General features: G+C 66.8%; 21 protein-coding genes and 1 riboswitch. Of the genes, 9 read left to right on the forward strand and 12 right to left on the reverse strand.

The genetic code is table 11. From position 1 onward, the window contains the following. Positions 1–521: 521 nt before the first annotated feature. On the reverse strand, positions 522–1,064 hold the full coding sequence (locus tag ACGFNJ_RS25275; protein WP_393452829.1) for a hypothetical protein: 543 nt from the start codon (positions 1,062–1,064) through the stop codon (positions 522–524). A gap of 404 nt (positions 1,065–1,468) precedes the next feature. Here ACGFNJ_RS25275 and ACGFNJ_RS25280 point away from each other — a divergent pair, with 404 nt between their 5' ends. After that, positions 1,469–1,702 carry a hypothetical protein gene (locus ACGFNJ_RS25280; RefSeq protein ID WP_393452832.1) on the forward strand — a complete coding sequence of 78 codons (234 nt, stop codon included), beginning with the start codon at positions 1,469–1,471 and terminating at the stop codon, positions 1,700–1,702. A 202-nt stretch (positions 1,703–1,904) separates the two neighbouring features. Here ACGFNJ_RS25280 and ACGFNJ_RS25285 read toward each other — a convergent pair whose 3' ends face one another. Next, positions 1,905–2,495 carry a hypothetical protein gene (locus ACGFNJ_RS25285; protein WP_393452835.1) on the reverse strand — a complete coding sequence of 197 codons (591 nt, stop codon included), beginning with the start codon at positions 2,493–2,495 and terminating at the stop codon, positions 1,905–1,907. 489 nt (positions 2,496–2,984) lie between these two features. Between ACGFNJ_RS25285 and ACGFNJ_RS25290 the strand changes: the two genes are divergently transcribed. Then, positions 2,985–3,182 carry a hypothetical protein gene (locus ACGFNJ_RS25290; protein WP_393452838.1) on the forward strand — a complete coding sequence of 66 codons (198 nt, stop codon included), beginning with the start codon at positions 2,985–2,987 and terminating at the stop codon, positions 3,180–3,182. An 85-nt stretch (positions 3,183–3,267) separates the two neighbouring features. Here ACGFNJ_RS25290 and ACGFNJ_RS25295 read toward each other — a convergent pair whose 3' ends face one another. The 10 genes from ACGFNJ_RS25295 to ACGFNJ_RS25340 all read right to left on the reverse strand — a co-directional run bounded on the left by ACGFNJ_RS25295 (position 3,268) and on the right by ACGFNJ_RS25340 (position 13,871). Further along, positions 3,268–4,032, reverse strand: coding sequence for an HpcH/HpaI aldolase/citrate lyase family protein (locus tag ACGFNJ_RS25295; RefSeq protein ID WP_393452841.1), 765 nt, complete (start codon positions 4,030–4,032; stop codon positions 3,268–3,270). Further along, positions 4,032–5,255, reverse strand: coding sequence for a type III PLP-dependent enzyme (locus ACGFNJ_RS25300; protein WP_393452844.1), 1,224 nt, complete (start codon positions 5,253–5,255; stop codon positions 4,032–4,034). Before ACGFNJ_RS25300 ends, ACGFNJ_RS25295 begins: the two co-directional genes overlap by 1 nt. Continuing rightward, the gene (locus ACGFNJ_RS25305; protein WP_393452847.1) at positions 5,252–7,003 is read right to left on the reverse strand and encodes an IucA/IucC family protein; all 1,752 of its coding nucleotides are present in this window, start codon (positions 7,001–7,003) and stop codon (positions 5,252–5,254) included. The genes ACGFNJ_RS25300 and ACGFNJ_RS25305 overlap by 4 nt, the downstream gene beginning before the upstream one ends. A gap of 12 nt (positions 7,004–7,015) precedes the next feature. Continuing rightward, positions 7,016–8,212, reverse strand: a complete 1,197-nt coding sequence (locus ACGFNJ_RS25310) for an MFS transporter (protein ID WP_393452850.1) — start codon at positions 8,210–8,212, stop codon at positions 7,016–7,018. Then, positions 8,209–9,966, reverse strand: coding sequence for an IucA/IucC family protein (locus ACGFNJ_RS25315; protein ID WP_393452853.1), 1,758 nt, complete (start codon positions 9,964–9,966; stop codon positions 8,209–8,211). The genes ACGFNJ_RS25310 and ACGFNJ_RS25315 overlap by 4 nt, the downstream gene beginning before the upstream one ends. Positions 9,967–10,018: 52 nt before the next feature. After that, positions 10,019–11,209, reverse strand: coding sequence for an acetyl-CoA carboxylase biotin carboxylase subunit family protein (locus ACGFNJ_RS25320; protein ID WP_393452856.1), 1,191 nt, complete (start codon positions 11,207–11,209; stop codon positions 10,019–10,021). Positions 11,210–11,211: 2 nt separating this feature from the next. Next, positions 11,212–12,219, reverse strand: a complete 1,008-nt coding sequence (locus ACGFNJ_RS25325; RefSeq protein ID WP_393452859.1) for an ABC transporter substrate-binding protein — start codon at positions 12,217–12,219, stop codon at positions 11,212–11,214. A gap of 91 nt (positions 12,220–12,310) precedes the next feature. Further along, positions 12,311–12,457, reverse strand: coding sequence for a hypothetical protein (locus tag ACGFNJ_RS25330; RefSeq protein ID WP_393452862.1), 147 nt, complete (start codon positions 12,455–12,457; stop codon positions 12,311–12,313). A 392-nt stretch (positions 12,458–12,849) separates the two neighbouring features. Next, on the reverse strand, positions 12,850–13,059 hold the full coding sequence (locus tag ACGFNJ_RS25335; protein WP_393452865.1) for a hypothetical protein: 210 nt from the start codon (positions 13,057–13,059) through the stop codon (positions 12,850–12,852). A gap of 29 nt (positions 13,060–13,088) precedes the next feature. Then, positions 13,089–13,871, reverse strand: coding sequence for a MerR family transcriptional regulator (locus ACGFNJ_RS25340; protein ID WP_393452868.1), 783 nt, complete (start codon positions 13,869–13,871; stop codon positions 13,089–13,091). Between the two features lie 129 nt (positions 13,872–14,000). Between ACGFNJ_RS25340 and ACGFNJ_RS25345 the strand changes: the two genes are divergently transcribed. From ACGFNJ_RS25345 to ACGFNJ_RS25375, 7 genes are all read left to right on the forward strand, one after another. Next, complete coding sequence (locus tag ACGFNJ_RS25345) at positions 14,001–14,792, forward strand: SDR family NAD(P)-dependent oxidoreductase (RefSeq protein ID WP_393452871.1); 792 nt, start codon at positions 14,001–14,003, stop codon at positions 14,790–14,792. 491 nt (positions 14,793–15,283) lie between these two features. Continuing rightward, positions 15,284–16,345 carry a ParB N-terminal domain-containing protein gene (locus tag ACGFNJ_RS25350; protein WP_393452874.1) on the forward strand — a complete coding sequence of 354 codons (1,062 nt, stop codon included), beginning with the start codon at positions 15,284–15,286 and terminating at the stop codon, positions 16,343–16,345. A gap of 32 nt (positions 16,346–16,377) precedes the next feature. Then, positions 16,378–16,593, forward strand: a riboswitch (cobalamin riboswitch). A 29-nt stretch (positions 16,594–16,622) separates the two neighbouring features. Further along, positions 16,623–17,660 carry an ABC transporter substrate-binding protein gene (locus tag ACGFNJ_RS25355; protein WP_393452877.1) on the forward strand — a complete coding sequence of 346 codons (1,038 nt, stop codon included), beginning with the start codon at positions 16,623–16,625 and terminating at the stop codon, positions 17,658–17,660. After that, positions 17,657–18,655 (forward strand): FecCD family ABC transporter permease, encoded by a 999-nt coding sequence (locus tag ACGFNJ_RS25360; RefSeq protein ID WP_393452880.1) that lies wholly within the window; start codon positions 17,657–17,659, stop codon positions 18,653–18,655. The genes ACGFNJ_RS25355 and ACGFNJ_RS25360 overlap by 4 nt, the downstream gene beginning before the upstream one ends. Before the next feature lie 74 nt (positions 18,656–18,729). After that, entirely contained in the window at positions 18,730–19,719 is a 990-nt protein-coding gene (locus ACGFNJ_RS25365) for a FecCD family ABC transporter permease (protein ID WP_393452883.1), read from the forward strand. Next, the gene (locus ACGFNJ_RS25370; RefSeq protein WP_393452886.1) at positions 19,716–20,504 is read left to right on the forward strand and encodes an ABC transporter ATP-binding protein; all 789 of its coding nucleotides are present in this window, start codon (positions 19,716–19,718) and stop codon (positions 20,502–20,504) included. Before ACGFNJ_RS25365 ends, ACGFNJ_RS25370 begins: the two co-directional genes overlap by 4 nt. After that, positions 20,501–21,139 carry a (2Fe-2S) ferredoxin domain-containing protein gene (locus ACGFNJ_RS25375; protein WP_393452889.1) on the forward strand — a complete coding sequence of 213 codons (639 nt, stop codon included), beginning with the start codon at positions 20,501–20,503 and terminating at the stop codon, positions 21,137–21,139. Before ACGFNJ_RS25370 ends, ACGFNJ_RS25375 begins: the two co-directional genes overlap by 4 nt. Positions 21,140–21,166 lie beyond the last annotated feature (27 nt).

Below are 21,166 nucleotides of genomic sequence, written 5' to 3' on the forward strand. Positions count from 1 at the left end.
TCTCGACGGGGGTCCGCTGCATCAGTTTTCGGTTGCTTCCATATCTAGCGCTGTGGTCGCACAATCGCCGCGGGGAGAGCCGATATTGCTTGGTGAACCGAGGTTGCCTGAGGCTGGCATAACATCTCCACCGCCTCCTCTGACCGTCGCACCTCGAACCGGTATGCGGCTGTACGCGGTAGACCTGGGCACGATACGGGGACATCAAAGTGATCTCCGCGTCCGTGCCCACGGATATCGAATCTCCGATGGCAGTCTGTGGTTCTACTTCGAGCTTCCGCAACGAGGGCAAACCTTCGATATCGCATCGGTTCCTATAGTCCTGTTGGACGGGGTGCCTTCGGAGGCGGTGGTTGAAATCTGTAACGCCTCAGATCTAGACGTTCGCGGTAATAGGGAATCGTAGCCTCAATCTTTCGGCGGGTTGAAGTGCCGGTCTGGTTGCGTTCGGGCAGAACCACTCTGAATGAAGTCGCAGGGCAGTGACCTGCGACTTCATTGTTTTCCAGGACTCGGCGGGTTCAGCTCGGCATGGTGTTTTCGCCGAGCAGTGTGCGCCGGTAGTGGTCGACGAACGCGGCAGCGCCGGTGTCGCTGAACCGATCTCGGCGGAAGCGAGCACAGATCGTGAGTCGTCCGTTGGCCTTGGCAACGCCGATGGCTATGCCGGACGTCGCGCACGTGGGTGGGGAGAACCACAGGGCGTCGACCGGCAATCCGGTCAGGTCCAGAACGCCGAGATTGGATAGGCCGACCGTGGCGGCTCCGGTCGTGAGCCACCGGCGGAACGTTCCTTTCCACGTTCGGGGCAGCGCGCCCAGCGGCCACAGCAGTTCTGGCACCCCGGTATAGAGGCCTTCCTGTTTGGCCTGCCGCGTCGTGCTGGTGACGAAGGCGAGCACGGTGTCCCAGTCGTCGGGCAGATCCTCGGCCATGCGCACGGGGATCGCGTTGACGAACGTGCCGAGAATGTCGTTGCGCCACTGGCTGGGTCGTGCGTTGGCGGGCATATTCGTCGCGACCGGAGAAGCGGGTTGGTCGTGGGCGGTGTTCCACTCGCGCATAGCCGATGACGTCCCGCTCGGCCTTCCGTTCGACCGCCAGCAAGCCGGTAGACGACGGCTGGCTGGTGCGGATCCAATCCTCGAGGTCTGCGACCGTGGGGCGTCCATCCGCGTCGATTCGACGGTGCGGCGGCACCCGTGGATCACGTTCGGTCCACAGCTCGCGCTGGACGACAGCCTCGGCTACCCGCCAAGGTCTGAGCAGTAGGCGACTCGTCTCGAGTGCTACCTCGCGGCCCGGCGTCACTTCAGCTGCCATGACAGCAACTTTCGCACAGGCGGACGCGTTGTCATGCCGCGATCGTGCGGTCCGAAGTGGCCAGGTCGGAAGCTCGAGTGGCGCACAGGCAACGCTCCCCAGTCCTGGGGATAGTGGATTGGCGTGCGCTTGGCAAAGTTTGAGCATGACGAAGATATGGAAATCATTGGCAGCTGGTGCTGCGGCGATGTTCGTGGTCGGCGCGATGGCGGGCAACGCGAGCGCCGAGGGTGTGTTCGTCGGTGAGTATCAGACCCACGGTGAGTGTGTGGCAGCGGGGGAACGGCACCAGGCGTGGTACGGCAGCTCCGACACCCGACCCGAGTGTGTCTACGGTCAGCAGGGTAGCGGCTGGCAACTGTGGATGCGCTCGATCTGAGCGTGCACGAACTGATGCAAGCGGGCCACCACTCGGTGGCCCGCTTGCGCCGCACTTTCGGTGTCGAAGAGGCAGATTCACCGGCCGTGATGCATGAAACGCACGAGCCAAGGCGGAACCGTCGCATCGCTGCAAGCGCCTGCCGCGCAACAGATCCGGTCTATGGCGCGGCGGCATAGTCTGCCCGGTATCGGGCCGGCCGTCAGACGCAGTAGTAGCAGGTTCCGCTGGCCGGGAGTTGGGTGAAGCACTCGGTGCACACTGCCGTGCGTGTCGGCTGCGGTGCGGTTTCGACCTGTGGGGTGGGCGCTGTGGGACGGCGGCGGCCTGCGACCTTGGGGGTGAGAGGCGGAACTCCTCTGTCGGCCGGCATTTCTGCGCCGTAGTGCTGGTAGCACTGCCAGCGTGCGTAGGCTGCGTGCAGCTCGAGGTCTTCGGGGATCGGCAGGCCGGCGAGTTCCAGCATGTATTTGTAGGCGTCGCCGACGGTGTGGTTCTGCCGCACGCACAGCGCGATCAGCGGTGGCTCGCCTGCCTTGTGGCAGCGCCTGGCGATCTTGCGCAGGATGGCGTCCATCCAAGTGCGGGTCGGTGCGCCGGTGTGCACACCGGAGGCTTCCTGTACCCGCTCGGCCAGCTCGTTCATCGTGATGAAATGCCCGTACCCGGTGGCGATCTCGGCCAGCTCTGCGTGTGCGGCCAACGCCCACGCCACCGTCGCCTCACGCAACGGCACCGCGGCGCCGTCACCCGCCCGCCATGCTCCTGCCGTCGTGGATACCGCGTTGCTCATCACCCCGCCAAGCTATCGCGAGAGCCCCACCCGACGCGAATGCCGTGGCGTGTGGCACATTTCCGTCGGTGACCGGTCTGTTGCTGCCGACCTCTCGGTGTGCTCGGTCACCTGGGGGAGTCCACGAACGGAGCGCTGGCGGCGCCCGTCCGGAGGCGGCTGTCACGCCGCTGACGCTTCGCTATGTGGCAGCGATACCGTGAATCATGCGTAACAATTGTGTGTACAGAAGGCGAACGAGTGACGGGATGTCCGTCTGAGGTAGGTGTCCCGTGCACGACGAATCCGATGTGGCGCAGGCTCGGATGTTTTATGAACTACTCAGCGTGGAGGCCGAAACTTTGACCTCAGCAGTCCAGGCCACCGCGACCTTGCGTGGAACCCCACGTTCCACCACCGAGGGGCGCCGTCTCGAACGAGACCTGCGTGAAGTCCGCCGCTGTCTCGATCGGCTCCGTCGCGACTTCCCCGAACTGAACGATCAATCGAATGTCTTGTGAGCGAGAGGTTTTCGCACTCGAATTGTGCCAGCACCAGGCGCTCCTCGCTGAGGACCTCTGCAGCGTGGGTTCCATGATGGACGGCGGGCATCAGCACATCGAGTACTGCGAGGACTTCGGCTACCTGCGGGAGGACTCGGCACCGCTGGTGCTCATCAGTCCACACGGGGGCATGCCGAGGTTGTAGGGCTGATCCGGTCACATACGCTGACCCTCTCGCAGTCCGGCGCCGAGCGGGTGCGGATTCGCATGCCGTGCAATGGGTTAGGGCACTAGGGGGTGAGGTTGGTGAGGTTGTGGCGTAGGGCGGCTGCGGCTAGGTCGGTGGCGTCGCCGAGGCTGAAGGCGCGGACGCCGGCGTTGCGCCATTGGGTGTAGCGGTCGGGGGTGCGGGCGATCGCGCAGAAGGGCACGTTGTGGGTGGTGCAGGCGGACTGTAGGTCTGCGACTGCTGAGCGCACCGTCGGGTGGGTCAATTGCCAAGGTAGACCATAGGATTGGGAGAGGTCGGCGGGGCCGGGGAGCACCATGTCGATGCCGCCGCCGGACAGGATGTCCTCGATCGCGTCTACTCCTTCGACGTCCTCGATCAGCGGGATCAGCATGATTTCGGCATTGGCCGTCGCGATGTACTCGACCGGGTCGAGCCTGCCGAATCCGGCGGCGCGGCCGGTGCCGAGCGATCGCATACCCACCGGCGCGTAGTAGGCGGCGTGCATGGCCGCGTCCACATCGGCGCGGCTGCGCACGTGCGGAACCACGATGCCGAGGGCGCCGCCGTCGAGTGCCCGCAGGATCGCGCCGGGATCGTTCGGCGGTACCCGCACAAAGGCGGTCAGGCCGGTCGCCTCCGCAGCGCGGATCAGGTTCTCCAGTTGCTGCGGATCGATCAGCGTGTGTTCGGCGTCGATGATGACGAAGTCGTAACCGGCACAGCCGATCATCTCGACGACTGCCGGGGCGGGCGTCGAGCAGAACAGGCCGTGCACCGTGCCGCCCTCGGCGAGCTTTCGTTTGACCTCGTTGCGGCGCAGCATCAGACGGTCCCCGCCGGAAGGCCGCCGAGGAAATGGAAGGTAGGCGAGGGGTGCATCAGGAAGTCGTGGTGGGAGATGTTCCAGGCGTACGCGCCGGTGAGTCCGAACACCACGCGGTCACCCGCCCGCAGCCCTGGCGCGGCAACATGCTGTGCCAAAAGGTCTTTCGGAGTGCAAAGCTGACCAGTCACGGTCACTTCCTGCTGCCCGGCGGTCGGTCGTTGCCACGGATGCGGCCACGAGTCGACCGGAACAATCGCGCACGGTTGGTCGTGCCCCTTGGTGGCCGGGGTGCGCAGATGGTGGGTTCCACCACGCACCACCGCGAATTCCGTTCCGTGACTGAGCTTCACGTCCAACACCTCGGTGGCGTACCACCCGCAATACGCGGTGAGTGCCCGGCCCGGCTCGATCCGCAAGCGCAGCCCAGGGTTGGCCTCGGCGATGCGGCCAAGACCGCGGCCGTAGGCTCGCCAGTCGAAACGGCTTTCCGGAGCGGTGTAGTCGACGTTCATCCCGCCGCCGACGTTGACCTCGGTGAGCTCGACACCATGGCGTGCGGCGAGCGCGGTCGACCAGTTCACGATCGACGCCGCGACCTCGACGAGTTCGGCGGCGTCCAACCCGCTGGCCAGGTGGGCGTGCACACCGTGCCAGCGCAGACCCGGATACCGGCCGTCCGCGAGTTCGGCGGCCAGCGCGTCGGCCTGAGCCGGATCGAGACCGAACGGGGTCGGCCTGCCGCCCATGGCCAGTGCACTGTCGGCGAGCGCACCGCCGTCGACGGCCAGATTGACGCGGAGCAGCACCCCGATGGGCGCGGACGCCGGACGGTTTGCCGTGAGGGCGGCCAGCATGCGCAGCTCGGTGGCGCTTTCCACGTGCATGCGGTGCACGCCGTGCTCGAGCGCGGCGGTCAGTTCGTCGAGGGTCTTGCCCGGCGCACCGAACGCCAACGGCCGCTGCGGCACGGCCTTGGCGACGTGGGCGAGTTCGCCGCCCGAGGACACCTCGAACCCGTCCACGATATCGCTGAGCGCGGCAAGGATTTCCGGCTCCGGATTGGCCTTGGCGGCGTAATACAGTTCGACGGCGTCCGGCAGCGCCGCGCGAACGAATGCAGCGTGGTCGCGCAAAGCGCCGAGATCGTAGAGGTAGGCGGGCAATTCGGTGCCGGACAGCGCCGTCACCTTCGCCAGCACCGGTTCGGTCAACGCGATCATCGGACCGCCTCCATGTCGAAAGCGTTGCTGCGCAACTGAAGTGACTCGGCACGCGGGAAGGGCGATGGCAGCCGGACGTAACCCGCGTCGCGGTCAGCTCTGCGCTCCCACCTGGTGAGCATGTTGGCCTTGGCGGGCACCGGAACTCCGGCGAGCAGCGCGGCCAGGCGGGGCGGGCAACCGTATTGGTTCGCGTAGTTGCCCAGCGTCTCGTGCACGCGCGCCCACAGGGTGGCTTCCAGTTCCGGATGCCGGTCCGCCAGTGCGGCAAGCATTTCCGCGATGTTGTTGACGATCAGGCAGTAGACGACTCGATCCCAACCCTGCTGCGCGTCGTAGGACATCCGCGAACCGACCTCGGGCAGCAGCCCGGCGAGCGCCGCCGCATGATGTTCCGGCAGCAGTTTGGTGCCCTCCAGGTCCCGGAACAGCACCTGCACCGGCATGTTCACACCATCGACGCCGACAACGACGTTCTGCAGATGCGGTTCCAGCACGACGCCGTGGTCGAAATAGGCGGCAAGGACCGGCGGGATCAGCAATTCGAGATACGCCGTCCACCAACGCAATGCGTCCTCGGCATCGCCGTCACCGAGCAGCGGCGAGATCTGCGCAGGCCCGGTCGAGTACTCGTCCGCGACTGCCGCGGCGAGCAGCGCGGTGACCCCGGGTCGCAACCGCGCGGACAGGCCCTCGCGGACGATCACGCCGAAACCTTCCAGCAGAGCACGATCCGCGGTGCCGTCCGCTCCCGGCAGCGCGATGCTGCGGTAGGCGGGTTCGCGCAGCATCCCGTGTCCGGGAAAGCGAGTCTCGAGATCCTCGAAGACCGTGCGAAGCAGGCCGGTCAGCGCGACCGCACCGGACAGTTCGTAGCTGGCGTTCTTGCGCAGGCAGTTGGTGATTCGGACGTTGAGGCTGAACTTGAGGAAGGTTTCGCCGTCGTAGAGGGTCCGCACCGAAGCGGTGGCGGCGAACATCCGCTCGCTCGTCCCGAGATCGATGATGTCGCCACGCGAGAACGCATTGCGCAACGCCGAATTGTCCCGCAGCAGTTCGTATTGCCACGGGTGGGCGGGCAGCAGCCGATAGCCCGCAGGCACCTCCGGTGACAGCCGATCGAAGGCGGCGACCGCGTCCGGTTCAGTGGATTCCTCTGCGATGAGATGCGATCGCACCGCGAGCAGCCGCAGTTCGAACGCGCCACCGTTCTCCGGCGCATAACGCTCCCACAACTCCGGATCGCCGCTGCGTGCCTTCGGCGTCGGATGGAAGCGGTGGCCGTACAGCAGCGACTGCTCCGAGGTCAGATAGTCGGCGGCGGCGAGGGCCTGCCCGGTGCCGCGCGAAGCCGTGGTCGCGGTGATGGTGCGGTGACTGGAGGCGACCTGCTCGAGGAATTCGTCGTTGTGCACGCCGGTGTGCAGCGTCAGTTCGTCATGGATGTGCGCGGCCAGGCGCTGCCAGTCCACGTCGACCCATGTGCCGTCGCGGAATTCGGTGACCGGCCCGGTGAACCGATGCGCGCCGATCAGGGAGGTGCGTCGCAGCCGCACCCGAAGACGCACGCCACGGCGGGGCAGCCGCAGCAGCAGCTGATCGCCGGCGACCGTCACCTGCTGTTCGGGTCCGGAAAGCTCACGCAGCAGGCAATTGAGCAGGGTGTGCGCGACGACCTCGTCCGCACTGGGCAGGGCGGCACGCGCCTGGCGGGGGACGGACGATAGCGATGTGCTCGACAAAGACATGTGACTACTCCGTTATGTGGGCGAAAGACGTTGGCGGACTTCGACGGTCAGCGCGACCATCAGTGCGGCGACGGCGGCGAGGCCACCCACCAGTGCGGGCGCGGCCGGGCCGTATCGCAGATTGACCGCGGTGGCCGCGACACCGGCGGCGACCGCACCGGCCTTGGCGAAGAATTCGAGCGAACCGAACATGCCGCCCGGCGCTCTGCCGGTGGCACAGTCGGAGGCCAGCATGTTCCGGCCGAGCAGGCACAGGGTGAGGCCGATGCCGAGGATCAGGCGGGCGACAACGAATCCGAACAGGGAATCGGTCACCCAGTGGGCAGCCAGTCCCACTGCCAGACAGGCGAATCCGACGATAACCGGCGGCAGCGGTCCGGTCCGCAACCGACGCTGCAAGGACATCGCCGTCAGGAGATAGACCAGATGCGGCAGTGCGAACAACAGGCCTGCCACCGCCGCGGGCAGGTCGGGCAGTCTGGCCCCGACCAGTGCGACGAGATAGGGGAACGAGATGACGGTGGCGAACACGACGGTGAACTCGAGCGCGAACAACGCGCGCAACGGTCGTGGATCCGGTGCGGCGCCGTCGGTTCCGTTCTTCTTGCCGCTGTCCTCGCTCGCCTCGGGCTCTGGCAGCCACAGCAGGAGCAGCGCCGCCGACAACGGCAGCAAGGCGAGCACGATGTACTGACGATGCGGCGAAAGCCACACCGAGAGCAGACCGACCACGATCGGCGCGAAAACCAAGGCGGCACGGGCACTCAGCTGGAGCAGCGTGAGCGCCCGCGTCAATGCCGGACCGCGCAGTGCCGCACCGAGATAGCCGTTCGATGCCGCGAACGTGCCGCCGAGCACGCCCTGCAGCACCAGCGCCGCGGTGAACACCGGAATCGAATCGGCAAGGCCTGCGAGCAAGAAGGCCACCGCGAGCCCCAATTGGGCACGCAGCAACAACTTCTTGCGGCCGAATCGATCGGCGAGCCTGCCCCACAACGGCGCACCGAGCCCACCGAACACGGTCGGCACGACATACAGCAGACCTGCCCACCGCGCGGTCGGATCACCCAGCTCCGGCAGCATCGCGGTGAAGTACGGCGGCAGGCCGAGCGCGGCGAACGAGGCAACGAAGTAGCAGCCCGCCACCGTGTACACCCGCCGATTCGCACCCTCTTGCGGGTCAGCGGATTTCGACGCGGTGACGGTCATTGCGCACCGCCGAGGGTGCGCAGATAGTTGGGTCCTGCGGTGTAGTGCTTGTTGATGTCGGTCGCGCCGGATCGTTCCTTGCTGAACAGCGTTCCCGCGCTGACCATCGCCTTCACCGGCAGGGTCGGCGCATCCAGCACCTCCGCGCGTAGCCGTTCGGCGTCGCCGACCCGGCCGATCGCCTGCTCGAGCCGATCACGAACGAGCAGTAGCAGTTTCGACAGCGGTGCGTGGCCGAGCCTGGCCAGCTCGAACGCGTAGGAGCCCGCGCACAGGTGCATCGTGATCGTGCTGAACAGATCGGTGAGCGCGCGATCGTCGTCGACATTGATGCGCGGATCGGTGAACCTCGGTGGTTCGCCACCGAGCCGGGCATGCGCCCGTTCGGTGTGCACGCGGGCGGTGTCGTTGTCCTTGAACACCATCCGCATGCGGGTTGCCCCGTCGTGGATGTCCAGCACCAGCGAGATGTTCTGCTGATGCGATTCCAACGCGATACCGTAGCCGAAAAGGGTTGTCTGCCAGTCGAAGAGCAGGGTGAGCCAGGCGTCGAACAGTGCGATCGGGTCGCCGTCGTAGAACCGGTCGGCGAGATGGTCGACAACACGGCGATCAGCACCGGCCATGCTCAGTAGCGCCGCCATCGGCACGACAACGCCGCCGTCCAGCTCGGCGGGATAGCGGCGCCGCAGCACCGCGAGCAACTCGTGTTCGGCATGGGCGTAGGTGCTCTCGTCGGCCAGCAGAATCGTCTGGCGGAAGCGAGGTTCCCTGGCGATGACCGTTTCGAGCAGCCGCTGGCAGAGCGCGCCGTCGACCAGGGTCCGCGTCTTGATCGTGCGCACGTTGCGCTGTCCGAGTGTCGCGGTGGCCAGCGGCAGCTTGAGATGTTCGGCCGGGTCGGCGGCGAGCGCGACCGTTCGCGTCGACAACGTCGGAATCACCTCGAGATACGGCTGGTCCAACAGCACGGAGTCGGCGTGCAGATCCAGCTCGCGCAGCGCCGCGTCGAGGGCGGCGCCGACGGTCAACGGGTGGATCGGCAGTAAGAGGTGGCTGTCGGCCAGCTGCGGTGCACCGAGCCGGTCCGGCGTCGGCCAGTACGGCGGGAAGTCGACGCCACCCGCGACGGTGACCGCCGCCTGGGGGACCGCCAGCCAGCGCAGCATGAACCGAGGATGGAATTCCGGTGTGTAGGAACGCAATTGTCCTTCGCTCAGCCCGGAACGGGCCCGCGCGGTCGGGTACACGGGATGGTCGTGGCGGGCGGCCAGTGTGTCGAACGCCAACGTGGCCTGGCCGGTCCAACGGTCGAGCCGGTCGCCGTAGGACGTGGTGAGCGCGTCCGAGATCTGTTGCCGGGTCGCGGCGTGCAATCGGATGGTTGCCAGCGTCTGTGCGCACTCCGCCGCGAATCCGAGGAACCCGCTGCGGTCCGCCGGTTCCGCGAAGGTCGCGAGTGCGCCGACAATCTCTGCGACACTGCGCAATTCGGATCCATCGGACTCGCGCACGAGCAACGGAAGCCTGGCCGTGTCCGCGCAGAGGAACCCATCCGACGTCACCGGGAGCAGCAGCGCGTCGACACCGTGCTCGGTGCTCGCCCCGAGCCGCACCCACCGGCCGTCGGCCCGGACCACCTCGGTGCCGCGGGTGCGCAGCCCGAGCACGTCCTCGCGCAGCATGGCCGCGAGCACCCGGAACACCAAATACTGTTCGTGCTCGTCCACCTCGGACGACACGGCGGCGCTCACGGCTGCACCTCGCTGGCGCTCGGTTCCGCCGTGCGTTCGCGCGCGAGCCCGCTCACGACGTGATCTCCCAGCGTTGGGCCGCGAGGAACTGCTCCGCGACTCGATCGACCGCAGTGGTGTCGGTCCCGATCGTCCGCAGCACGCCGACGTAATCACGGTTGGTGTGCGAGAGCGCTTGGTGCACACCGAGTGTGCGCAGCGGACGGTAGGTGAGGCCCACTCCGTCCACGACGGTGTCGACCGCCTCGGGCCGCGAAGTCAATGTGCCGGAACCGGATGCGCAGATATGGTCGATCCGTCCCGCGCCGTCGGTCCGCAGGCCGAGATCATCCGGCAGCCGCTCGCCGAGGTAGGTCCGCAGGATGCGCTCGAACAACCCGATGCCGAGCAACTGCTGCAACATAAGATCGCATTGATCGCCGATGCTGCGGTAGTTGACTTCGATGAGCCTGGCCCGGCCACCATGCACCACGAATTCGGTGTGGCAGGCGCCGAATCCGACGCCGAGCGCCTCGAGTTGGGTGAGTACCTGCGTCGTCACTGATTCGGGGTGCGCCGGGGTGAAGGTGTGACGCAACTCGATGAAATGCGGCGGCGCCGACAGCGTGGTGCGGAAGCCGCCGAGCACGGTGCGCTGGACGCCGTCGCCCACTGTTTCCAGTGTGTGCAAGTCGCCGACGAGATATTCCTCGACGACCAAGGTCACCTCGGGAACCCGCTCCCGAATCTGCTTGCAGCACAGGATCAGATCCTCTGGCCGCTCGACCATGACGACGTTCTCGCTCGCCACGCCCTCACGCGGTTTGACCACGCACGGAAACGGCACGTCGAGCGCGGCCAATTCAGCCGGATCCTGGTGCGGTGTCAGCTCGGTGCTCCACACGGTATCCAGTCCGGCGGCGGCGAGATGGCGGCGCATCTGCGCTTTGTTCTTCGCCCGCAAAGTCACTCGCCAGTCCTTGCCCGGCAGCTCGAAGTAGGCGGCGGCCAGCGCGGCCGTGGTCTGCAGATGATCACTGTTGGTGAAAATCGCGTCCGGGTCAGGCAATCCGGCGATGGTGGCAATGACCGCCTCGACATTGCGCACATCGCAGCGCACGGCCGGAATATCGGGGTGCCGCAGCAGGTGCGCCGCGGGCTGATCGGTCAGGATCGTGACGTCGAGACCGAGCGCGGCGGCCGCGGGCAGGTACCCGTCGGAGACCGAGTCGGTGGGATTGAGGGCAAGCAGGTAGAGCCGCATTGCTACTTCTGCTCCACGCCGGTCGCCTTCGCCACGTCCGCGAGCATCTTGTCGGCGGCCTGCACACCGATGCCGGACATCCAGATCTCGTCCGACACGTCGATGGCCTTGCCGTCCTTGACCGCGGCCAGATCACGCCAGATCGGGCTGGTGGTGACCGCGCCCTTTTCCGTCTTGCCCGGATCGTCGACGGTGGCGATGAAGATCAGGTTCGCGTCGGCCTGGTCGACCTGCTCGGGGCTGACGTCCTTCATGGTCTTCTTCGGGTCCGTGGCGACCTGGGAGGCCGGGCGCGGCAGGCCGATGTCGTCGAGCACGACGCCGCTGAAGGAGGTGTTCAGGTAGAGCCGCGTCGGTCCCGCCATGAAGCGGACCACCGAAACCGTCGGCAGCGTGCCGTTTTTCGCCTTGATCGCGGCGCCGAGGTCGTGCGCGCGGTTCTCGTAGTTCTTCAGCGCGTCGGCGGCCTGCTGGTCGAGCCCGAGCGCCTTGGCGTGCACCGCCAGGTTGGCTTTCCATGGGCCGCCGGTGGTTTCGGTGAAGACGGTGGGTGCGATGCCGCTGAGCTTGCTGTAGATCTTTTCGTGCCTGACCTTCGACGACAGGATCAGATCGGGCTTGAGCGAGGCGATGCGCTCCAGGTTCGGCTCGAGCAGCGGGCCGACATCGGTTGCCGGACCGACCTTGTCGGCGAGATAGTCGGGGAAGCCGCCGCGCGACTTCGTGTGCGGGAGCACCGCACCGACCGGCTTGATGCCGAGCAGGGTCACCGAATCGAGTTCGGCAGTGTCGAGTACGACAACGCGTTTGGGTGCATGGGGGATCGTCACCTGCCCCATCACGGTGTCCAGCGTGCGCGGGAAGCTCGCCGCGTCGGCCGCCGACGGCGTGGAATCGGTTGTGCTGGAACCATTGCCGCAGGCCACGAGGATCGGCAGGCTGACCGCCGCGGCGACCAGTGCGACGCCGATGCGACCTAGGCCTGGCATCCGGAATCGTCGTGTGGACATGTTTCGTCCTCATTTCTGGTTGGGTGAAGCGACGTCGCCTGTCGGGTGCGGCGACGTTGTGGAGTGGGCCTCGGGTTCGGCCGCTGCGCGGTCAGACCGCCTCCGGGATGATCGGCACGGGCACCGAGCGTGCGCCGAGCGCGGGGCGTTGCGGATTGCGCAGCAGCAGCACGGCAAACCCGCTGACCAGCACCGAGTTTCGAGGCAACACCGGGGTAGCTCGGGTCCTGTCGGGCAAGGTCACAACGCTAGAGCTTAAGTTAGCCAGCCCTAAATCTGTCAAATGGAAGGATGCGTCCGGAATGCCCCATAGGTGAGGTTTCGATCTGCGGGAAATGGCTTCTACCTGTGACTTTGGCCTCGAAACGCCGAAGTGGTGTGACGGGTATCTCTCGATGCCGCTGGGTTCATGTCACGTCATCGCTGCCGCAGCCTCTGCGGACCTACTGGCCGGTTGTGGATAACTGACCGCAGCTCCACCGAGGCGGCGAAGCGTGATCATCACCCGATCAGTTATTGATCAGCAATGCCGAGGTGATTTGAAGCTGTCGTTAACTCCTGCGTAGTGGCAGGTCCGCCCGGTAACGGCGGCAGCAGAGCAAGCGACCAGTCAGGTGGAGGCAGGATCATCTAGACACTCACGGAGAGATAGACATCGTGGCGAACTTCAGCACCGAACCAATTCAGCGAATCGCGACTGTCCCCGCCGGTCACCCCAATCGGCGCTGCCCCCACTGCCTCGCCGGTGTCGATCACGTCTTCACCCAGTGCGTCGAACGGCCGGCTGCGCCGTCCCGCTACCTGCCGCATGCGCCGCGCACCGGTCGTCAGGAACGGCACGACACCAAGGAGTTCTGCGCCGTAGCGCGCTAGTAGTCGTCGCCGAGACCGTGCCGTCGGCAATTCGCCTGGATCGCGTCGTGGACATAGCGCGACAGCCCCGGCACCATGTCGTCGTAGTTGCGACCGAGCCTGCGGTTGGCGCGGTAATCCTCGGCAAGGCGACGGTGAACGCCGTAATCGCAATCGTGGAACCAGCGTTCGAGATGAACACGGTGTTCTTCGGCGAGGTCCATGACAACCGGATCGTCGGCCGGCGTGCCCGACTGCATCGCATCGGCCAGACGCTGGTGAATATCGCGTTGTTCGGCGCGTAGCCGCAGCCAATCCTGTTTGGTGTAGTCGGCGGTCCGGGTCCGCCGTTGCGCGAATTCCGGCGTAGCACCCCAGCGTTGTTCGGCTTCGTCGGCGGTGTCGACCAAGCGATCCCCGCCGAATACTTCGAGCCGTTCGGTAGGAGTCAGGGTGATTCCGGAACGACGCGCGCGCAGTTCCTTGTCGATCAGGTCGACCATGGCCCGATACCGGGCGATCTTGTGGTTGAGCAGCTCGTGCTGGCGCCGCAGATGGCCCTCGTCGGACAGTCCCGCCTCGTTGAGCACGGAGGCGATGTGGTCGAGGCTGAAGTCGAGTTCCCGATAGAACAGGATGCGCTGCAGCCGGTCGAGATCGAGGTCGCCATAGCGTCGGTAGCCGTTCGCGCTGCGCCCGCTCGGTCGAAGCAGGCCGATCTCGTCGTAGTGGTGCAGGGTCCGCACCGATACGCCGGTCATCTGGGCGACCGCGCCGACGGTGTGTTCGATGTCTGCCATGGTTGCCACTGTGCCGCCTCACGTAGCGGGAGGGTCAAGGTGCTGATGCGCCCGAGCGGCTTCGGCGAGTGACTGCTCGCGTACGTAATGTGGGTTGAGGTTGGCTCGTCGAGGATCGGGAGATTTGCGATGGAACTACGGGGCGCGCGGGTGTTGGTGACGGGGGCTACCGGCGGGATCGGCCGGTCGTTGGCGGAGGCGTTCGCCGCGCGCGGCGGCGAGGTGGTGCTGACCGGGCGTCGGGCCGACGTGCTCGCGCCGCTGGCCGAGCGGCTCGGCGGCCGGGCCATCCCTGCCGATCTGGCCGACCGGGACGGGATCGAGAAACTGCTTGGCGCGGCGGGCGAGATCGATGTGGTCGTGGCCAACGCCGCGCTGCCTGCCATGGGGTTGTTGTCGGACTACTCCGTCGGCGAGGTCGATCGCGCGCTCGATGTCAACCTTCGTGCGCCGATCATCACGGCGAAGCTGGCCGCCGAACAGATGGTGGCCCGGCGCCGTGGGCACCTGGTCTTCATCTCGTCGCTGTCCGGGAAGACCGCGTCCAGGCAGGCGTCGCTCTACAACGCAACCAAGTTCGGGATGCGCGGTTTCGCGCTCGCGCTGCGAGAGGACTTGCGGCCGCACAACGTTGGCGTCTCGACGGTGTTCCCCGGCTATATCAGGGACGCGGGCATGTTCGCCGATTCCGGCGCGTCGCTGCCGCTCGGTGTCGGCACCCGCGCACCGGAAGACGTGGCGAACGCGGCGATCCGCGCCATCGACAAGAACCAGGCCGAGGTGGACGTTGCTCCGCTGACTTTGCGCTTGACCGCCATGGTCGCCGGCGTCGCGCCCGGTCTGGTCGCCGCCATGCAACGTCGCGTCGGTGCCGACAAGACCAGCGAACAGCTCGCCGAAGGCCAGCGCGACAAGCGCTGAATCGAGTTGCGGCGCACCGGGTCGTAGACGTAGTGCGGCAGCGGTTGCCGGGCGCGGGAGTCGTCGTTCAGGCTGGAAGTTTTCTCCGGTACAGTCCCCGGCGAAGGTGGGCAGAGTGCGTTCTGTCCGCGACGCGATCAGAAGGGGTTAGCTAAGCCGTACCTATGTCGGCCGCGCGGCGCTCCGCTCGGCGAGGCCGCACTACGCGGCGCTTGGTATGTCAATTCCCTTGGGGTAAAGGGATATTCGTCGAATCCCGACCTGTCTGCGTCGGGTTCGCCGACAGTGATTGTGGTACCGGAGCGAACACGAAGTGAATTCTCGGACATCGCTGTCGGCGCCAGTTTGATTCCGCCAGAAAGTATTGCGAATATCTTGCGGGCTCACCCGCCCGCCGGACGTCGTGCTCGGTGTTGCACGCCGTCGGTGAAATGTGTTGGGCCGCCTACACGGCGGTTGCTCAGTGTTGAGAGTGTTGTAGAGAGGGAACCATGATGGAAGGGTTGACATCCACACCTGTGCTTCGGGAGGTGGGTTTGCCAGCGGCGATACGGTCCGCGGCCGTCGAACCGTTCGGCGCAGACTCCTCCGATGGCCGATTCCAGGTGGTACTGCCGGGGCGCTACGAATGCGCGAACGTCAGTGGTGTCGTCGAAATCCGTTTGGAGACCCTTGCTCTCGCAGGCTCGCCCCGCATTCTCGGCGAGAACGTCGAACATATCCGGGCGCTGGCCGAGGTCGATGCGGTGCTGCCGCCAATCCTGATACACAAGAAGACGATGCGTGTCATCGACGGCATCCACCGCGTGAAAGCGGCTGTGCTGCGCGGCGCGACTACGATTCGTGCACAACTTTTCGACGGAACGGACCATGAAGCATTCGTATTGTCTGTGCGAATGAACAATAGTCACGGCCTGCCTTTGTCATTGTCCGATCGCAGAGCCGCGGCCGCGCGAATACTCGCGCAATTTCCCGAATGGTCTGATCGTGCTATCGCGGCGACGGTCGGTCTCGCGCACGGCACCGTCGGCCGGATCCGGCTGAGTTCAACTGATCAAGATGGCCAGTCGAACATCAGGATGGGGCGCGACGGCAGGACGCGCTCGTTGAGCGCCGACGATGGTCGGCGGCGGGTGGGCGAGCTGATCGCGGACATGCCCGAGGCGCCGATCCGTGAGCTGGCCAAGGCCGCCGGTGTCTCCGTCGGCACGGCACATGATGTGCGCCAACGGATCAGGCGGGGCGAGGAGCCGGTACCGCGGCGACATACCGACGTCGCCAAGGCGACGAAGAAGAAGCCGTGCGGTCCCCAGACCGCGAATGAACCGAAGGACCCGACGGTGCTGATCCAGGGGCTGCGGACCGATCCGTCCCTGCGCTTCACCGAACCGGGCCGCGCGCTGCTCCGCCGCTTGGCGGCGCACCCGACCGAGCAGGAATGGGACGCGCTGGCCGTCGGCGTCCCCGACCACTGCACGAAAACCGTTGCGCAACTGGCGGGCACGATCGCCAACGATTGGCTCAAGTTCGCCGAACGGCTCAACCAGCTCTAGTGCTGCCCGGGGCAACCCAGGTTCGCATTGTCCGATTTCGGAGGGAGCTTGGTACAGTCCGCGCAGTCGTGGTGTTCGGGAAACCGGTGTGGTACCGGTGCGGCCCTCGCCACTGTGATCGGGAGCGACGGATCGGTCCGGAGGAAGCGATTCCTCCGGAACCACTGGGGCACTTGTGCCCTGGGAAGGTAGATCCGTCGCGCGACATCCCGTCAGCCAGGAGACCGGCCACGGCTACGCAGTACCCGTTTCCACGAGGACCTGGAAGGCGGTCACCTTGACCCCATCTGTTTTCGCGCGCCTACGTAGTGGTGCGCTGGTCGCCTGTGCGATCGTGCTGGCTGGTTGCGGTGCGCAACCCGGACCGGCGGCCACCGACGCCACCGCCGTCACCCGCGCGAACTGCGGGATCGACGTCGCCGTCGGTGGGCCGCCCCAGCGGATCTACGCGGCCTACCAACCGTCGATCGAGATCGCGCACGCGCTCGGCGTCACCGATCGGCTGGTCACGACGGCTTTCCTGGATTCCGCGGTGCTGCCCGAATATCAGGCGGCGCAGGCGAAAACGACCTATGTCGAGAAGCTGCCCAGTCGCGACGAACTGCTCTCGAAGAACCCCGATTTCGTGTTGTCCGGATTCAACGGTGTATTCGCCAAGTCGTCGCAGTCGAGCGTCGGCACCCGCGCGAGCCTGCACGACCTCGGCGTACGGACGTGGATCGTGAGCCCGCTGTGTCCGAGCGCGGACGGGCTCGCTGACGAGGCGATCGACCCGGCGACAGTGCGATTCGAGAACGTGTATGCGGATCTGCGCGATCTCGGCGCGCTGTGGGGCATGTCCGAGCGTGCCGAATCGGTGGTCACGCAACTCGGTGCGCGGATCGATGCGGTGCGCGCGAAAGTGGGTAGCGCGCCTAGGCCTCGCGTTGCGGTCGTCACGCCGAAGGACGACGGTTCCTACACCGTCGCGGGCGGCATCGACTTCGTCACCCGGATCATCGACGCCGCGGGCGGGGTGAATGCCTTCGCGGATCTCACCGAACGCCGCAACGTCCAGATCGGCGCCGAACAGCTGATCGCCCGCGACCCCGACATCATTCTGACCAGCATGTGTTGCAAGGCAACCTATACGCGCGCCGATGCGCAGCCACAGGCCGACAAGATCGTCGGCAACCCGGCCTTCGCCAATCTGACTGCCGTCCGCAAGGGCGCGGTGCACCCGTTCCTGTTCGCCGATCGGGCCGCCGGTGTCCGCATCGCCCACGCGACCGAGCTTGTCGCCGAACTGATCCACCCCGATCTGTTCCGGCGGTGACGCGCACCGCTCGCGGCACCGGCCTGGTCGTTGCCGGTGCCGTGCTCGTCGCTGTCTGCGTCGCGTCCGTCTTGGTCGGCACGCACCCGCTCACGCTCGATCAGGCGGTCGCCGCATTCACCGATTTCCGCGGCAGCGATGCCGACCGGATCGTGCGATACATCCGGCTGCCGAGGACCGTTGCCGGTCTGCTCGCCGGTGTCGCGCTCGCGCTGGCCGGAGCCGTCATGCAGGGACTCACCCGCAACCCGCTGGCCGGGCCAGGCCTGCTCGGCATCAACGCGGGCGCCTCGCTGGCCATCGTGATCGCCATGGGCGCACTGGGTTCGACTTCGCCCGCGGTATTCGTCTGGTTCGCCTTTGTCGGCGCCGCCGTCGCCGCCGTCTTCGTATACACCCTCGGCTCACTGGGATTCGGTGGTGCGACACCGGTGAAACTGGTGTTGGCCGGCGCGGCGTGCACCGCGCTGTGCGGATCGATCACCACGGCGATCAGCCTGCTCGACCGGACCACCCTCGACAATTTCCGATTCTGGGTGGTCGGATCGTTGACCCGCGCCACTCTCGAATCCGTCGGGGCGATCGTGCCTTTCATCGCCGTCGGCGCGGTGCTGGCGCTCGCGGTGTCGCGGCCGCTGAACGCCATCGCCATGGGCGACGACATGGCACGCACGCTCGGCACGCGGCTCATCGCGGTCCGCGCCGCAGGCGCGTTGACCGTGGTGCTGCTCGCGGGGTCGGCGGTGGCCATCGCCGGGCCGATCGCCTTTGTCGGACTGGTCATTCCGCATATCGCCCGTGCCTTCGCCGGACAGGACTATCGGTGGGTGCTCGTCTGGTGTGCCGTGCTCGGGCCGATTCTGTTGCTGCTCGCCGACATTCTCGGACGGGTCGTCGCCCAACCGCAGGAGATCCAGGTCGGCATCATCACCGCGTTCGCCGGATCGCCGTTCTTCCTCTATCTCGTGCGCAATCGGAAGGTGGCGACCCTGTGACGCTCCTCGAACGCAGCGTATTACCCAGCGGCACAATACTTGTGCGATCTCCCGGAGATCATCTCGTCTTCCGGGTGCATCGTCGATCGGTGCTCGTCACCGTGGTGTGCACGACGGTGGCGCTGTCGCTGGCGGCCTGGTCGCTCACGATCGGGCACTATCCGCTCACCGTCGGCGATGTCCTTCGGGTGCTCGGTGGCGGAGGCACGCTCATCGAATACGACGTCGTCGTCGCCGATCGGCTACCGCGCGTGCTCACCGGACTGTGCACCGGTGCCGCGTTCGCGGTCTCCGGCGCGGTGCTGCAGCGGATCGCGACGAATCCACTGGTCAGTCCGGAGATCATCGGCATCAATGCGGGTGCGTCGCTGGGTGCGCTCGTGGTGAGCGTGCTGCTCGGCGGCACCGGCCTCGCACTGGTCGGCGGCGCGTTGGCGGGCGCGTTCGTGGCGATGGCGCTGATCGTCGGGGTGGCGACGAAGGACGGTCTCGACGGATACCGGCTCGTCCTCGTCGGGATCGGCGTCACCGCGATGCTGTCCTCGGCGATCGCGTACATCCTGACCCACGCCAACATCTATCAGGCGCATACGGCGGCGATGTGGCTCACCGGCAGTCTCGCCAACCGCGACTGGATGCACGTGTGGTTCGCGGCCGCCGCGCTCGGGGTGGTGATACCGCCGCTGATCATGCTCGGCCGATCGCTGCCCCTGCTCGAGCTGGGTGACGAGCTCGCGAATTCGCTTGCCGGACGCCGTGGTCCGGACCGCACCACGTTGATCGTGCTGGCCGCCGTCGCGGCGACACTGGCCACCGCCGCGGCCGGGCCGATCGCCTTCGTCGCGCTGGTGGCGCCGCAGATTGTGCGACGGCTGCTCGCCGAGCGCGGCACCGGACTGGCACCGTCCGCCGCCGCGGGGGCGCTGCTGGTGGTCGCCGCCGATCTGGCGGCCCGGCGGCTGTTCCCCGCGGAGCTACCGGTCGGCGTCGTGACCGCGATCCTCGGCGCGCCCGTCCTCGTCTATCTCCTGGCCCGCGCCACCCGAATCGGAGTCGCCGGATGACCGCACACGTCACCACCACCGAACTCGATCTCGCCTACGGCGACACCGTGATCGTCACCGACGCCTCCGTGGCATTCCCCGCGGGACAGATCACGGTCATCGTCGGCCGCAACGGCTGTGGAAAGTCCACGCTGCTACGCGGTCTCGCACGGTTGATGCCCCCTGCCGCGGGCGCGGTACTGCTCGACGGCGCCGATATCGCGCACGAGCCCGCGCGGGTACTGGCTCGGCGACTCGGGATGCTGCCACAGCAGCCGGTGGCCCCGGACGGGATCACCGTCGGCGAGCTCGTCGGGCGCGGCCGCCATCCGCATCAACGATGGTTCCGGCAGTGGTCCGAGCAGGACGCGACCGCGGTCCGTAATGCGTTGGCCGCCACCGACACTCTCGACCTCATCGACCGCACGATGGACCAGCTGTCCGGCGGGCAGCGGCAGCGGGTGTGGATCGCGCTGGCGATCGCGCAGGACCCCGAGGTGATGTTGCTCGACGAGCCGACCACCTTCCTCGATCTCGCGCACCAACTGGATGTCCTCGACGTCCTGCGGAACCTGTTGCCGCGCACCATTATCGCGGTGCTGCACGACCTGAATCTGGCGGCCAGGTACGCCGACCACCTTGTTGCGATGAAGGACGGCCGAGTGGTCGAACAGGGCCCGCCCGCGCAGATCGTGCGCGCCGAGCTGGTGTCGGAGGTCTTCGACCTGGACTGTGCGGTGATCGAAGATCCGATCACCGGAACACCGCTGGTGGTCCCCGCCCGGCGCACGGTGCGCACGACATGACGCGCCGATACGTCCTCGTCGCGCGACCGACGCCGTCGGGCGTCGACCTCGCCGCCGTCGCGAGCCTGGCCGATGCCTGCGGGATCACCTACGCCCTGCTCGATCAGGGGGAGCCGACCATCCACACGGCCCTCGACGACGCTGCCCGCCAAGAGCTTCCGGTCACCCTGATTCCGCTGGCCGTACCTCGCGACCGCTACCTGGAGACCTGGATCGCCAGGGCCGTGGCGAACTGGAAGGAGACCCGCGCCCGCGAGCTCGACGTCCGGATCACCGAAAGTGTCGACACCTCACCGGCATTCGCCGACCTGGTGCGTTCGATGATGCAGGACGACGGCGCCGCCGTCACCGCGAGCCCGCGCGCGTTCCGAAGCCCGGCCTGGTCGCACATCCCCGAGCACACGGCCCACATCCTGGTCTGCCGAGGCCCGCGCTGCACCGTGTACGGGGCAGGGGAACTGCATCGCGCCCTGCGCCGCGACCACCCCGACGCACTCGTCACGCCCACCGGCTGCCTCACCCCGTGCAACCTGGGGCCGCTCTACATCACCTACCCCGATGGCGAATGGCATTCGTGCGCAACCCCGGACACGGCTGAGGCGTCACCTGTCGGGACATCCACGACGCCAACCTGATTCGGCGCGCCCGATCGCCAACCAGCG

This window comes from Nocardia sp. NPDC049149 (genome assembly GCF_043197455.1).
GTDB lineage: Bacteria > Actinomycetota > Actinomycetes > Mycobacteriales > Mycobacteriaceae > Nocardia.

What these genes read in the sequence shown, in the direction of transcription:
- ACGFNJ_RS25275 (WP_393452829.1), bottom strand. Translation starts at nt 1,064, where the DNA reads ATGCGCGAGTGGAACACCGCCCACGACCAACCCGCTTCTCCGGTCGCG.
- ACGFNJ_RS25280 (WP_393452832.1), top strand. Translation starts at nt 1,469, where the DNA reads ATGACGAAGATATGGAAATCATTGGCAGCTGGTGCTGCGGCGATGTTC.
- ACGFNJ_RS25285 (WP_393452835.1), bottom strand. Translation starts at nt 2,495, where the DNA reads ATGAGCAACGCGGTATCCACGACGGCAGGAGCATGGCGGGCGGGTGAC.
- ACGFNJ_RS25290 (WP_393452838.1), top strand. Translation starts at nt 2,985, where the DNA reads ATGTCTTGTGAGCGAGAGGTTTTCGCACTCGAATTGTGCCAGCACCAG.
- ACGFNJ_RS25295 (WP_393452841.1), bottom strand. Translation starts at nt 4,032, where the DNA reads ATGCTGCGCCGCAACGAGGTCAAACGAAAGCTCGCCGAGGGCGGCACG.
- ACGFNJ_RS25300 (WP_393452844.1), bottom strand. Translation starts at nt 5,255, where the DNA reads ATGATCGCGTTGACCGAACCGGTGCTGGCGAAGGTGACGGCGCTGTCC.
- ACGFNJ_RS25305 (WP_393452847.1), bottom strand. Translation starts at nt 7,003, where the DNA reads ATGTCTTTGTCGAGCACATCGCTATCGTCCGTCCCCCGCCAGGCGCGT.
- ACGFNJ_RS25310 (WP_393452850.1), bottom strand. Translation starts at nt 8,212, where the DNA reads ATGACCGTCACCGCGTCGAAATCCGCTGACCCGCAAGAGGGTGCGAAT.
- ACGFNJ_RS25320 (WP_393452856.1), bottom strand. Translation starts at nt 11,209, where the DNA reads ATGCGGCTCTACCTGCTTGCCCTCAATCCCACCGACTCGGTCTCCGAC.
- ACGFNJ_RS25325 (WP_393452859.1), bottom strand. Translation starts at nt 12,219, where the DNA reads ATGTCCACACGACGATTCCGGATGCCAGGCCTAGGTCGCATCGGCGTC.
- ACGFNJ_RS25340 (WP_393452868.1), bottom strand. Translation starts at nt 13,871, where the DNA reads ATGGCAGACATCGAACACACCGTCGGCGCGGTCGCCCAGATGACCGGC.
- ACGFNJ_RS25345 (WP_393452871.1), top strand. Translation starts at nt 14,001, where the DNA reads ATGGAACTACGGGGCGCGCGGGTGTTGGTGACGGGGGCTACCGGCGGG.
- ACGFNJ_RS25350 (WP_393452874.1), top strand. Translation starts at nt 15,284, where the DNA reads ATGATGGAAGGGTTGACATCCACACCTGTGCTTCGGGAGGTGGGTTTG.
- ACGFNJ_RS25370 (WP_393452886.1), top strand. Translation starts at nt 19,716, where the DNA reads ATGACCGCACACGTCACCACCACCGAACTCGATCTCGCCTACGGCGAC.
- ACGFNJ_RS25375 (WP_393452889.1), top strand. Translation starts at nt 20,501, where the DNA reads ATGACGCGCCGATACGTCCTCGTCGCGCGACCGACGCCGTCGGGCGTC.